Annotated in this window: 11 protein-coding genes; 1 reads left to right on the top strand and 10 read right to left on the bottom strand. The window is 70.4% G+C overall.

The features are described 5' to 3' along the window. Positions 1-9: 9 nt before the first annotated feature. The 10 genes from ACFY1U_RS19105 to ACFY1U_RS19060 all read right to left on the bottom strand — a co-directional run bounded on the left by ACFY1U_RS19105 (position 10) and on the right by ACFY1U_RS19060 (position 9,954). Positions 10-1,047, bottom strand: a complete 1,038-nt coding sequence (locus tag ACFY1U_RS19105; RefSeq protein ID WP_390695275.1) for a PfkB family carbohydrate kinase — start codon at positions 1,045-1,047, stop codon at positions 10-12. After that, complete coding sequence (locus ACFY1U_RS19100) at positions 1,044-1,676, bottom strand: bifunctional 4-hydroxy-2-oxoglutarate aldolase/2-dehydro-3-deoxy-phosphogluconate aldolase (RefSeq protein WP_390695274.1); 633 nt, start codon at positions 1,674-1,676, stop codon at positions 1,044-1,046. Before ACFY1U_RS19100 ends, ACFY1U_RS19105 begins: the two co-directional genes overlap by 4 nt. Further along, positions 1,673-2,434: an SDR family NAD(P)-dependent oxidoreductase gene (locus tag ACFY1U_RS19095; protein WP_390695273.1), complete on the bottom strand. Its 762-nt coding sequence runs from the start codon at positions 2,432-2,434 to the stop codon at positions 1,673-1,675. Before ACFY1U_RS19095 ends, ACFY1U_RS19100 begins: the two co-directional genes overlap by 4 nt. After that, complete coding sequence (locus ACFY1U_RS19090; RefSeq protein ID WP_390695272.1) at positions 2,431-3,486, bottom strand: zinc-binding dehydrogenase; 1,056 nt, start codon at positions 3,484-3,486, stop codon at positions 2,431-2,433. The genes ACFY1U_RS19095 and ACFY1U_RS19090 overlap by 4 nt, the downstream gene beginning before the upstream one ends. Further along, positions 3,483-3,920, bottom strand: a complete 438-nt coding sequence (locus ACFY1U_RS19085; protein WP_390695271.1) for an RbsD/FucU domain-containing protein — start codon at positions 3,918-3,920, stop codon at positions 3,483-3,485. Before ACFY1U_RS19085 ends, ACFY1U_RS19090 begins: the two co-directional genes overlap by 4 nt. After that, positions 3,911-4,825 (bottom strand): amidohydrolase family protein, encoded by a 915-nt coding sequence (locus ACFY1U_RS19080; protein WP_390695270.1) that lies wholly within the window; start codon positions 4,823-4,825, stop codon positions 3,911-3,913. The genes ACFY1U_RS19085 and ACFY1U_RS19080 overlap by 10 nt, the downstream gene beginning before the upstream one ends. Next, positions 4,818-6,152 carry an L-fuconate dehydratase gene (locus ACFY1U_RS19075; protein WP_390695269.1) on the bottom strand — a complete coding sequence of 445 codons (1,335 nt, stop codon included), beginning with the start codon at positions 6,150-6,152 and terminating at the stop codon, positions 4,818-4,820. The genes ACFY1U_RS19080 and ACFY1U_RS19075 overlap by 8 nt, the downstream gene beginning before the upstream one ends. Before the next feature lie 94 nt (positions 6,153-6,246). Beyond that, a complete protein-coding gene (locus tag ACFY1U_RS19070; protein WP_390695268.1) occupies positions 6,247-7,290 on the bottom strand; it encodes an ABC transporter permease in 1,044 nt (347 codons plus the stop codon). Then, positions 7,283-8,845, bottom strand: coding sequence for a sugar ABC transporter ATP-binding protein (locus ACFY1U_RS19065; protein WP_390695267.1), 1,563 nt, complete (start codon positions 8,843-8,845; stop codon positions 7,283-7,285). The genes ACFY1U_RS19070 and ACFY1U_RS19065 overlap by 8 nt, the downstream gene beginning before the upstream one ends. Positions 8,846-8,889: 44 nt before the next feature. Beyond that, positions 8,890-9,954, bottom strand: a complete 1,065-nt coding sequence (locus ACFY1U_RS19060) for a sugar ABC transporter substrate-binding protein (protein WP_390695266.1) — start codon at positions 9,952-9,954, stop codon at positions 8,890-8,892. 432 nt (positions 9,955-10,386) lie between these two features. Here ACFY1U_RS19060 and ACFY1U_RS19055 point away from each other — a divergent pair, with 432 nt between their 5' ends. Then, entirely contained in the window at positions 10,387-12,618 is a 2,232-nt protein-coding gene (locus tag ACFY1U_RS19055) for an alpha-L-fucosidase (RefSeq protein ID WP_390695265.1), read from the top strand. The last annotated feature ends 158 nt before the right edge of the window (positions 12,619-12,776 follow it).

Below are 12,776 nucleotides of genomic sequence, written 5' to 3'. Positions count from 1 at the left end.
GGAGGCCGGTCAGCGTCGGACGTGGGCCGATGCGCCCGCGACGAGTGCCTCGACCTCGGCGAGGGTGGCCATCGAGACATCGCCAGGTGTGGTCATGACCAGGGCGCCGTGGGCGGTGCCGTAGGCGAGGGCACGTTCCAGACCGGTGTCGGTGAGCAGACCGTGGATGAGTCCGGCGGCGAAGGCGTCGCCGGAGCCGATGCGGTCCAGGACGTGCAGGCCGGGCATCCGCGGGCCGGTGACGTGGCCCGTTTCGGCGGACCAGGCGGCCGAGGACCAGTCGTTGACGCCGGCCGAGGGCACCTCGCGCAGGGTCGTCGCGAGGACCCTGGCATCGGGCAGCAGGTCGGCCACGGCGGCGAGCGCGTCCTGCACCTCGTGCGCCCGGAAACGCACGGCGCCCGGATGCTCGCCCGCCAGGCCCAGTGCGCCCACGACCACGTCGGCGTGGCGGGCGAGCCGCAGGTCGACCTCCCGGGCCCGTTCGGCGCCGCCCCGGCCGGCCCAGAGGCTGGGGCGGTAGTTGGGGTCGTAGGAGACGGTGACCCCGTGACGGCGGGCCGCCGCCATCGCCTCGTCGGCGACGTCGACCGTGGTGTCGGACAGGCCCGCGAAGATCCCGCCGGTGTGGAACCAGCGCGCCCCGGCCGAGAACACCGTGTCCCAGTCCACGTCACCCTTGCGCAACTGGGAGACGGCCGTGTGGGCGCGGTCGCTGACACCCAGCGCACCGCGGATGCCGTAGCCGCGTTCGACGAAGTTCAGGCCGTTGCGGGCACTGCGGCCGATGCCGTCGTCCGCCACCCAGCGGATCAGCGAGGTGTCCACGCCGCCCTGCAGGATCAAGTCCTCCACCAGCCGGCCCACCGCATTGTCGGCGAGCGCGGTCACCACGGCGGTGCGCAGGCCGAAGCAGCGGCGCAGTCCGCGCACGACGTTGTACTCGCCGCCGCCCTCCCAGACCTGGAAGGTGCGGGCGGTGCGGATGCGTCCCTCGCCCGGATCGAAGCGCAGCATGACCTCCCCGAGGGCCACCACGTCGGTCACGTCCTGCTCCTTTCGACCGCGTCGGCGGTCAGCCGGCGGATCTCCTCGTAGTCACCGCTCTGGAGAAGGGCCGGGGTGGCCATCCAGCTGCCGCCGACCGCGAGGACCGCCGGGTCGGCCAGGTAGGCGGCCATGCGGTATGCGTCGATCCCGCCCGTCGGCACGAACCGCACCCCGGGAAACGGGGCCGCCAGGGCGCGCAGTGTCCGCAGGCCGCCGAGCGGCTCGGCGGGGAACAGCTTGACCGTGTCCAGGCCCGCCTTCAGGGCACGCATCAACTCGGTGGCGGTGGCGATACCGGGCACCACGGGCACCCCCAGCTCACGGCACTTGGCCACGACCTCGTCGTCGAAGCCCGGCGAGACGACGAAGCGGGCCCCAGCCGCGACGGCCCGTTCCGCCTGCTCGGGGGTGAGGACCGTGCCGGCGCCGACGGTGAGCCCGCCGTGGGCGGCCATCGTCTTGAGCACCTGCTCGGCGTCCGGGGTGCGGAAGGTGACCTCCGCGCAGCGGGCGCCGCCCGCCGCGAGCGCCTCGGCCAGCGGGCCGGCACTCGCCGTGGACGGCACGGTCAGCACCGGCATCAGGCGGGCATCGCCCAGTACCGAGGCCAGGGATGTGCCGCTCATCGGCCCAGCCATCCGCCGTCCACGGGCAGGACCACGCCGTGCACGTAGGCGGCCGCATCAGAGGCGAGGAACACCGTGGCGCCCGCCAGGTCGTCGGCGTTGCCCCAGCGTCCGGCCGGGATGCGGTCCAGGATCGCCCTGCTGCGCACCGGGTCGTCCTGCAGGGCCTGGGTGTTGTCGGTGGCGATGTAGCCCGGTGCGATCGCGTTGACGTTCACACCGTGAGCAGCCCACTCGTTGGCCAGCGCCTTGGTCAGACCGGCAATGCCGTGCTTGGCAGCGGTGTAGCCGGGCACCGTGATACCGCCCTGGAAACTCAGCAGCGACGCGGTGAAGACGACCTTCCCCGCGCCGCGGGCGACCATCGCCGCGCCCACGGCCCGGGTCAGCGCGAACTGCGCGTTCAGGTTGACCTGGAGCACCAACTCCCAGTCCGCGTCACTGTGTTCGGCGGCCGGGGCGCGGCGGATCGTGCCCGCGTTGTTGACCAGGATGTCCACCGGACGCTCCCGCCCGGCAAGATCCGCGCCCAGGGCCCGCACGGCGGCGGGGTCGGCGAAGTCCGTGCGGATCGCCTCGAAGGTACGGCCCGCGGCGGTGACGTCCTTCTCCACCGCGCTGCCGGATTCCTCCAGGGAGGCGCTCACCCCGATGACATCCGCGCCGGCCTCGGCGAGCGCGCGGGCCATGGCCCGGCCGATGCCGCGCCGGGCGCCGGTGACGACGGCGAGCTTGCCGGTCAGGTCGAAGGCGGTCATACGGCGGCTCCCTCTTCCCCGAGCGGGGCGTCGTCGGTGCAGTCCACGAGGATCTTCATCACGTCGCCGCCGCCCTCCAGGGCCTCGAAGGCGGCCGGTGCCTGGGTGAGGGGCACGACCTTGCTGATCAGCCGCTCGGCCGGGATGGTGCCGTCCGCGACCAGGGCGACCGCCTTCTCGAAGTCGGAGCGGTCGTACAACCGGGCACCCACGAGGGTGAGTTCGCGCCAGAAGAAGCGGTGCAGGTTCACCTCGCGGGGGCGGGGGTGGATCGCGACCAGGCAGAGCCGGCCGCGCACTCCCAGCACGTCGACCGCCGTGTCGACGCCGCCCGCCGCGCCGGACACCTCGAAGGCGACGTCCGCGCCCGCCTCCCCGCTCCACTCCCGCACCAGCTCCGGCACGTCCTCGTCGGCCGGGTTCCAGGCCGTCAGCCCCAGCTCCTCGGCGAGCAGCCGCCGGTGCGGGTTCAGCTCCACCACCCGCACCTCCGCGCCGGCGGCGCGGGCGACCAGCGCGATGAGGATGCCGACCGGCCCGCCGCCGACCACCACGACGCGCTCGCCCTCGCGCACGCCGGCCCGGCCCACATCATGCACGGCCACCGCCGTCGGCTCGACGAGCGCGGCCCGGTCCAGGGGCAGGGCGGCGGGCAGCCGGATCAGGGTCGAGGCGGGCACGGTCCAGCGCTGCTGCATCGCACCCGGCGAGTCGATGCCGATGAAGTCCAGGTGCTGGCAGATGTGCTGATGGCCCGCTTGGCAGGCCGGGCAGGTGTCGTCCCAGCGCAGCGGCATCACAGTGACCGCGTCGCCGGGCTGCCAGCCCTCGACGTCCGGGCCGACGCGTACGACGCGGCCGGACATCTCGTGTCCCAGGACGGCGGGCGCGGCCACCCGGGCATCCATGTCGCCGTGGAAGATGTGCAGATCGGTGCCGCAGATACCGACAAAGGCGGGGGCGAGTTCCACCTCGCCGGGACCGGGCGGCGCACTGAGTGCGGGCGCGGTGTCCAGGGTGCGGGCGGACGTGTAACGGACGGCGAGTGTCATCGTGTGGTCAGGGTCCCTTCAGCGCGGACGCCGATGGTCAGCAGCAGGTTGGCGTAGGTGCGGGTGTCGGCGGTGACGATCGCCAGTGCCAGGTCGGGTGCGCGGGCGGCGTCGTAGAACTCGAAGCGGCCGAGCGCGTCGACCGGGAGGGGCGCCAGCATCGAGCGGTACTCGGCGATGGCGGGCGGCTCCGGTTCGCCCTCGGGTGGCACCATCACGTGCGCCGCCTCGACGGGCAGGGCGCGCAGCAGGACGTCGAGCACGGTGGTGACGTCGAGCAGGCCGGGGGCGAGGTTGAGGTGGACGGTTCTGGCGCGCTCTCCGGTGGCGGTGCTCGCCGGGTAGTGGCCGTCGGCGAGCAGCACGCGGGCGCCGTGGCCGGCTCCGGCCAGGGATTCGAGGATGCCGGGGTGCAGCAGTTCGGTCAGGAGCACGGCGTCCCCTCGTTCGTCGGGGTGGGGGTGGGGGTGGGGGTCAGGTGGTAGAAGGCGGTCGCGGTGCCGGCGAGCACCGCCTGGGTCTCCGTGGCGGAGCAGTCGTCCAGGAGTTCCTCGACGGTGGCGGCCCAGCGGTTCCAGCCGCCGGCGAGGACGCAGACGGGCCAGTCGGAGCCGAACATCAGCCGGTCGGGCCCGAAGGCGGAGAGCAGGACGTCCCACACCGGGCGGATGTCGTCGATGGTCCACTTCTCGTGGTCGGCCTCCGTGGCCAGACCCGACACCTTGCAGTGGACCTGGGGATGCCGGGCCAGCAGCCGCACCTGCCGTGCCCAGTCGGTCAGTTCGCCCCGCGCGACGGAGGGCTTGCCCGCGTGGTCCAGGACGAGCGGCAGCTCCGGCAGCCGTTCCGCGAGGCGGATGGCCTGCGGGAGCTGCCGGCTGCTCACCAGCACGTCGTATCCGAGGCCCCGCTCCCCCACCGCTCGCAACCCCCTTTCCACGTCCGGCCGTTGCAGCCACTGCGGATCCGGCTCGCCCTGCACGACGTGCCGTACGGCGCGCAGGTAGCGGCCTGCGGGCCCGGCCCGCAGGTCGTCGAGTACGTCGCCGATCGCGGGGGACGTCAGGTCCGCCCAGCCGACCACGGCGCCGATCAGCGGGTCACTGTCGGCCAGCGCGAGGAGGTCGCGGGTCTCGGGCACGGAGGCGATGCACTGGACGACCACCGTGCTCGTCAGTCGCCGTCCGGCGATCGGCCGGGTCGCGGCCGAGCGCAGGGCGTGCGAGCTGAAGTTGCGGCGGATCGGCTCGTGACCGGGCTCGTCCAGCCAGGGCTGCGGCCTGAGGTGCAGGTCCCACACGTGGTGGTGGCCGTCGACGAGGGCCGGTGCGTCAGGCACGGGCGGTCCAGACGGGGCCGTCGGGGTAGGCGTACTCCTTGAGGGACTCGGCGTGCATCTGCGCGCTCAGCCCCGGCAGGGTCGGCGCAAGGTAGTGGCCGTCGGCGATCCGTACCGGGTCGACGAAGTGCTCGTGCAGGTGGTCGACGTACTCGATGACGCGGTCCTCGGTGGTGCCGGAGACGGCGACGTAGTCGAACATCGAAAGGTGCTGCACCATCTCGCACAGGCCCACGCCGCCCGCGTGGGGGCAGACGGGCACGCCGAACTTCGCGGCGAGCAGCAGGATGGCGATGTTCTCGCCCACGCCGCCGACCCGCGCGGAGTCGATCTGCACGATGTCCACCGCGCGGGCCTGCAGGAGCTGCTTGAAGACGACCCGGTTGGCGATGTGCTCACCGGTGGCGACCTTGATGGGGGTGACCGCCTCGCGGACCGTGGCATGGCCGAGGATGTCGTCCGGGGAGGTGGGCTCCTCGATCCAGTACGGGTCGTACGGGGCCAGGTCCCGCATCCAGTCGATGGCGGGCTGGACGTCCCATCGCTGGTTGGCGTCGACGGCGATACGGATGTCCGGGCCGACGGTCTCGCGGGCGACGCGCATGCGCCGGATGTCGTCCTGAAGGTCCGCGCCGACCTTCAGCTTGATCTGGGTGAAGCCGTCGGCGACGGCCTCGCGGGACAGGCGGGCCAGCTTCTCGTCGGAGTAGCCGAGCCAGCCGGGGGTGGTGGTGTAGGCGGGGTAGCCCCGGTCGAGGAGACGGCCGATGCGCTGTTCGCGCCCCGGCTCGGCGCGGCGCAGGATCTCGAGGGCCTCCTCGGGGGTGAGGGCGTCGGAGAGCCAGCGGAAGTCGACCTGCGCGACCAGTTCCTCGGGGGACATCTCGCCGAGGAAGCGCCACACGGGCTTGCCGGCGCGCTTGGCGGCCAGGTCCCAGGCGGCGTTGACGACCGCGCCGGTGGCCATGTGGATGGCGCCCTTCTCCGGGCCGAGCCAGCGCAGTTGGGGGTCGTGGACGAGGGAGCGGGAGAACGCGCCGAGGTCGCCGCAGACCTCCTCGACGGACAGGCCGACCACGTGCGGGGCGAGGGCCGCGATGGCGGCGGCCTGTACGTCGTTGCCGCGGCCGGTGGTGAAGGCCAGCGCATGGCCCTCCAGACCGTCGGAGGCGTCGGTGCGCAGGACGACGTAGGCGGCGGAGTAGTCGGGTTCGGGGTTCATCGCGTCCGACCCGTCCAGGTGCTCGGACGTCGGGAAACGCACGTCCAGCACGTCCAGGGCGGTGATACGGGCAGAGGCCGGGGAAGCGGACGGGGCGGATGACATGGCGGCAACTCCTGTGAGAGCAGGGGCGGTACGGCCCCGTGCGACGAGATGGCGGTGCGGCGGAGGGTGCCGGGCGGCCGGAGGGCCGCCCGGTTCACTCCTGGACCTTGCCGCCGGTGATGCGTGAGATGGCCAGGGCGACCAGGATGATCAGGCCGTTGAGGGCGCCGATCCACTGCGCGGGGACACCCGCCAGCGTGAGCACGTTCTGGATCATGAAGAGCAGCAGGATGCCGCAGAAGGCCCCGAACATGGTGCCCTTGCCGCCGTTGAGGCTGATCCCGCCGATGACCGCGGCGGCGAACACGGTGAAGATGTAGCCGTTGCCCTGCGCGGAGGCGACCGAGGCCAGGCGTCCGGAGAGCATCAGCCCGGCGAGGGCAGCGAGCAGGCTGCCGGTGACGATGACGATCCACAGCACCCGGTCGGTGCGGATGCCGGCGGCCTTCGCGGCGTCGACGTTGCCGCCGATGGCGTAGAGGGAGCGGCCGAAGCTGGTCCAGCCGAGCACCACGATCGCGACGGCGAACAACGCCAGGCAGACCCAGATGGACGCGGGCATCCCGAACCATTCGGTCGTGCCGAGGTAGAGCATCGACTGCGGCAGCTGGAAGAAGGTCTGGCCACCGGAGATGCCGGTGAGGACACCGCGCAGCACGATCAGCATGCCGAGGGTGACGATGAAGCCGTTGAGGCCGAAGCGGATGATCAGCAGGGCGTTGATCACGCCGATCAGCAGACCTGTGGCGAGGGTGACGGGGATGGCCCAGGCGCCGGGGAGGAGGCCCAGTCCGTGGCCCGCGCCCGCCGGTACCACCAGCCAGGCCGCGACGCCGGGTGCCAGGCCCATGGTGGACTCGAGCGACAGGTCCATCTTCTTGACGATCAGGATCATCGTCTGGGCGAGGACCAGCAGGGCCATCTCGGACATGGTCTGCAGGACGTTGATGAGGTTGTCGGCCTGCAGGAACACCGGGTTGACGATCTGTCCGACGATCGCGATGACCACGATGGCCGGGACGAGCGCGAGGTCGCGCAGCCGGGCCAGGGGTATCCGGCCGCCGAGCAGCGCGGTCCGCTTGGCCTTGGGCTCGGGGGTGCCCGCCGCGGCGGTGTCCGCGAGGACGGTTTCAGGCATGGAGGTCCACTCCTTCCATCGCGGCCACGAGGTCGTGGTCGTGCCAGCCGCGGGCGATCTCTGAGGTCACACGGCCCTGGAACATCACCAGGACCCGGTCGCACATGCGCAGGTCGTCCAGTTCGTCGGAGGCGATGAGCACTCCGGTGCCGGTCTGCGCAGTCTCCTCGACCTTGCCGAGGAGGAATTCCTTGGAGCGCACGTCCACGCCCGCGGTCGGGTTGATCAGGACCAGCAGCCGGGGGTCGTCGGCCAGGGCGCGGGCCATGACGACCTTCTGCTGGTTGCCGCCGGAGAGCGCGGAGACGGGCAGGTCGGGTCCGGGAGTCTTGATCGCCAGCTTCTCGATCATGCCCTCGGCGAGCCGGTCACGGCGGCTGCGGCTCAGGAACCCGTTCTGTCCGAGCCGTTTCGGCACGGAGAGCGTGGCGTTGTCCGCGATCGACATGTCGGGAACGAAGCCCTGGTGGTGGCGGTCCTGGGGAACGAACCCGGCGCCTGCGGCGAGCGCCGCGGGCACGCTGCCCGGCCGGGGCCGCTTCCCGGCGATCTCCACCTCCCCCGCCGCTGCCGCCCGCAGTCCTACGACGGTCTCGGCGACCTCGGTGCGGCCGCTGCCGGCGGCCCCCGCGAGGCCGACGATCTCGCCGGCCCCGATGCGGAAGCTGACGTCGTCGTACCCCTCGCCCTGCAGCGCGCGGACGTTCAGTGCGGCCGTGGCGCCGGCGTCGAGAGTGACGGCCCGTTCCGCGCGCCGGTCGGCGGCCGCCTCGCCGGTCATGGCGGCGACGAGGTCGGCGCGGGGCAGGTCCGCGACCCGGGCGGTGATGATGTGCCGGGCGTCGCGGAACACGGTCACCATGTCGCAGATCTCGTAGACCTCCTGGAGGTGGTGGCTGATGAACAGGAAGGTGACGCCCTGGCGTTGCAGATCGCGGATGCGGTCGAAGAGCCGGTTGATGGCCGCCCCGTCGAGCTGGGCGGTCGGCTCGTCGAGGATGATGAAACGGGCGCCGAAGGACAGCGCGCGGGCGATCTCGACGAACTGCCGCTGCTCGACGCTCAGTTCGGCGGCCGGGGTCTGCGGGTCGACGTTCACCGACCAGGCCGACAGCAGGTCCTGTGCGCGGCGGCGGGTGGCCTGCCAGCTGATGAGTCGGCCGGCTCCGTGGTCGTGCCGGTTCAGGAAGAGGTTCTCGGCGACGGTCAGCGTGGGGATGATCGTCGACTTCTGGTAGACGCAGGCCACGCGCCGGCGCCAGGCGTCGCGGTCGCCGAGCCGGGGGGCCGGCTCGCCGCCGAAGGTCACCGTTCCCTCGTCGGGGGCCTGAAGGCCGGTGAGGACCGACACCAGGGTCGATTTGCCGGCTCCGTTGCGGCCGACGAGCGCGTGGGTCTCGCCGGGCCTGATGGTGATCCGGGCGCCGTTCAGGGCCACCGTCGGACCGAATCGTTTGACGATGCCCGTCGCCTGGACGACGGGCGGGGCTGCGGGGGCCCGCCCGTCGTCCGCCGGGGCGGGCGCGGGGGTCACTGCTCGCTCCCCGTCGCTCATCTCAACCGCCTTGTTCTCGTGGGCCGTTGTGTTCCGGGGGAGGATCAGCCGAGGTTGTTGCCCCACAGCGCCTTGTCGTCGCTCTTCACGCTGGGCACGCCGCCGTAGGTGGCGCCGTCGGCGGTGACGAGCGGGGCGGAGAGCTGGTCCTCCAGCACACCCTCGCGGACCTGGATGATGGTGCTGTCGTGGTCGGTCTTGCCCGGCTTGAACGTCTTCCCGTCGATCGCCGCCTTCAGGTAGTACAGGGCGTACTTGGCGTAGAGGTCGGCCGGCTGGGAGACGGTGGCGTCGATCTTGCCCTCGGCTATGGACTTGAGCTCCTCGGGGATGCCGTCGTTGGACACGATGAAGACGTGCTTCTTGTCCTTCGGGTCCACCAGGAGGCCCTTCTGCTTGAGCACCTGGAGCGTGCCGGACAGGGCGAAGCTGGACTCCATGTAGACGCCCTTGATGTCCGGGTTTGCGGTCAGGTCGGTCTGGAGCTTCTGCGCGGCGGTCGCGCCGTCCCAGTTGGTGGCCTCACCGAGCACCTTGATGCCGGGGTAGTTCTTCTTCATGCAGTCGTTGAACGCCTCGGTGCGGTCACGGCCGTTGATGGAGTCCAGACCGCCCTCCAGCATGACGACCTTGCCCTTGCCGCCCAGCTTGGTGCCCAGGTACTGGCAGGCCTTCTCGCCGTAGGCCCGGTTGTCGGCGCGCACGACCATGAACACCTTGCCGCTGTCGGGGCGGGTGTCGACGGTGACGACCGGGATCTTCTTCGCCTCCAGCTGCGCGAGGGTGGGCGCGATGGCGGCGGTGTCCTGCGGGGCCATCGCGATGCCCTTGACGCCCTGGCTGATGAACGTCTGTGCGTTGGCGGTGAGTTTGGCGACGTCGTTCTGCGAGTTGGTGGTCTTCAGGTCCAGCCCCAGCTCCTTGCCGTACTGGGGCGTGTACTTGATGTAGGAGTTCCAGAAGTCGGTGTCGGAGCGCGGGTAGTCGACGCCGACCAGCGGCTTACCGCCCGACGACGCCGAAGTGGTGGAGCCGCTGCTGCACGCACTGAGCAGGGCCAGTGCGGACACGGCGGAGACGGCTGAACAGAGGGCGGTCCTGAGTCTCATCGATGCTTCCTCGCGCTCGTCCCTGGGCGGGAGATGATCCGACTCGACGACACCTGACTATCGTCGCGCGGTAGAGATGGGATGTTTATAGGCTCGATTCCAGCGAGCTGTCTAGACCCTCGTCGCCAATTAAATGAAATGCCAGGTCACAGCCATCTCGACGGCCCGATCGGCACCACGGAGGCGACAGATGCATCCCATCAATCCATAGCGCCGGGTCAGCCCACTCGACACGCAAGACCCCGGCAGACATGCCATGTTTGCGCTGTCGCAAAATGGACTAAATCTGCTGCAGCTTGGTCTAACTACCGTACTGCACAGTGCTTTTCATCCCTGCACGCCGGTTGACATCCCCGGGAGACATGGCGGACCTTCATCCGTAACAAGCGGCCCGCTGCATTCCCCTGTCCCCTTCTGAACCAGGGATGTTCCATGTCCAGTTCGCTCAGCAGACGCCACTTCCTGGCCGGCGCCACCTGCGTGGCCGCTGCCGCCGTCGCCGGAGGTGTGTTCGGAGCCGGTACGGCCCAGGCGGCGCCCAGCACGTACACGCCCGACTGGAACTCGGTCGACCAGCACCCGCCGGCCCCGGAGTGGTTCCAGGACGCGAAGTTCGGGATCTACTTCCACTGGGGCGTCTTCAGCGTCCCCGCGTACGACAGCGAGTGGTACCCGCGCAACATGTACAACGCGGGCAGCAACGCCAACCAGCACCACATCGCGACCTACGGCCAGCCGTCGGCGTGGCCCTACCACAACTTCATCAACGGAGCGCAGGACCTCGCGGGCAACTTCGTGAAGTTCGCGCCGAAGCTGAAGTCGGCGGGCGGGAACTTCGACCCCGACGAGTGGGCGCAGCTGTTCGTCGACGCGGGCGCCAGGTTCGCCGGCCCGGTCGCCGAGCACCATGACGGCTTCTCCATGTGGGACAGCCAGGTCAACGAGTGGAACTCGGTGAACAAGGGCCCCGGGCTGAACCTCCTGAAGCTGTTCTCGACGGCCATCCGCGCCAAGGGCCTCAAGCTGCTGGTCGCCATGCACCACGCGTACCACTTCAACGGCTACTACGAGTACGTCCCCGCCCAGACGGACCCGAGCCTGAAGAAGCTCTACGGGCAGCTGGGCTCGGCCGCGGAGAACCAGCTCTGGTACGACAAGCTGAAGGAGGTCATCGACCGCGCCCAGCCCGACATCCTGTGGCAGGACTTCAAGCTGGACGCCGTCGACGAGACCCAGCGCCTGAACTTCCTGTCGTACTACTACAACCAGGCCAACAGCTGGGGCCGTGAGGTGGTCGCCACCTACAAGGACGGGTTCGACAACAAGGGCGAGGTCTTCGACTACGAGCGCGGTGGTCCGGCCGACATCACCACGCCGTACTGGCTGACCGACGACAGCATCTCCAGCTCCAGCTGGTGCTACACGCAGGGCATCGGCTACTACAGCATCCAGCAGATGCTGCACTCGTTCATCGACCGGGTCAGCAAGAACGGCAACATGCTGCTGAACATCGCGCCGATGGCCGACGGCACCATCCCCCAGGCGCAGAAGGACGTCCTGCTCGGCATAGGCGACCATCTGAAGCGTTTCGGCGAGTCGATCTACTCGACCCGCGCGTGGAGCGTGTACGGCGAGGGCCCGACGAAGATGGGCGGCGGCGCCTTCACCAATCCGACGGCCGGCACGGCGCAGGACGTCCGCTTCACCCGCAACAAGGACAACAACATCCTGTACGCCACCGTCCTGGGCTGGCCGGGCAGTTCGCTGACGATCAAGACACTCGGCACGGGCAGCATCAACCTGTCGTCGCTGACCTCGGTGAAACTTCTCGGCTCCACAGCCGGCACTTACATCGACCTGCCGACGCCGACCCAGAGCGCCTCCGGCCTCACGGTCACCCTGCCGTCCTCCGCGCCGTACAGCGCCAACGCCTATGTCCTGAAGCTCTCCTTCTCCGGCACCATCCCGGCCGTGACGCCGCTCGCCGGGGCCGTCGCCTTCACGGACGTCAACTACACGGGCAGCTCCGCCACGTTCGCTCTCGGCGACTACACCGCGGCCGACCTGACCGCGGCGGGAGTGGGCGCGCGCAGCATCTCCTCCCTCCGGCCGGCCCAGGGCTACCAGGTGATCGGCTACTCCGGTGACAACTTCACCGGCACCGCCTGGACGTTCACCGCCGACAACCCGGATCTGCGGGCCACCGGCAACAACGACCAGATCACCTCACTGAGGGTCCAGTTCAACCCGGCGGCCTACTTCCGGCTCACCAACGTCACCGACGGTCTCGCCCTGGACAGCGGCGGCAACGTGGCCTCCGGGTCCAACCTCAAGCAGTGGACCTGGGACGGCAGTTCCAACCTCCAGTGGCAGGCGGTCGATGTGGGCGGCGGCTACTACAAGCTGGTCAACCGCACCAACGGCATGGTCGCCGACGGCTGGGGCGCCACCGCGGACGGCTCCGCGGCCCGACAGGCCGCCTGGAACGGCGGCACCAACCAGCAGTGGAAGATCACCAACCGGGGCGGCGGCAGCTACTCGATCGCCAACCGCACCACCGGTCTGGTCCTCGACGGCGGCGGCAACGTCGCCTCGGGCTCCGTCACCAAGCAGTGGACGTACGGCAGCAGTACGAACCTGCTGTGGACGTTCACGGCCCTCTGACCCTCGGGATCTGCGAGCGGCTGCGGTGGCGTACCTCTGGTGCGCTGCCGCAGCCGCCGTCCGGCTTGGAAGACCGGAACCGCCGGCGAGACGCCGGGAAAATGGTCGGCAACCTTTTCGCGGCCCGCGGCAACTGACCAGTGCACCATCGGTTCCCT

The sequence above is a fragment of the Streptomyces sp. NPDC001351 genome, from assembly GCF_042896045.1.
GTDB lineage: Bacteria > Actinomycetota > Actinomycetes > Streptomycetales > Streptomycetaceae > Streptomyces.
This window is presented reverse-complemented; position numbering and strand designations above follow the sequence as displayed.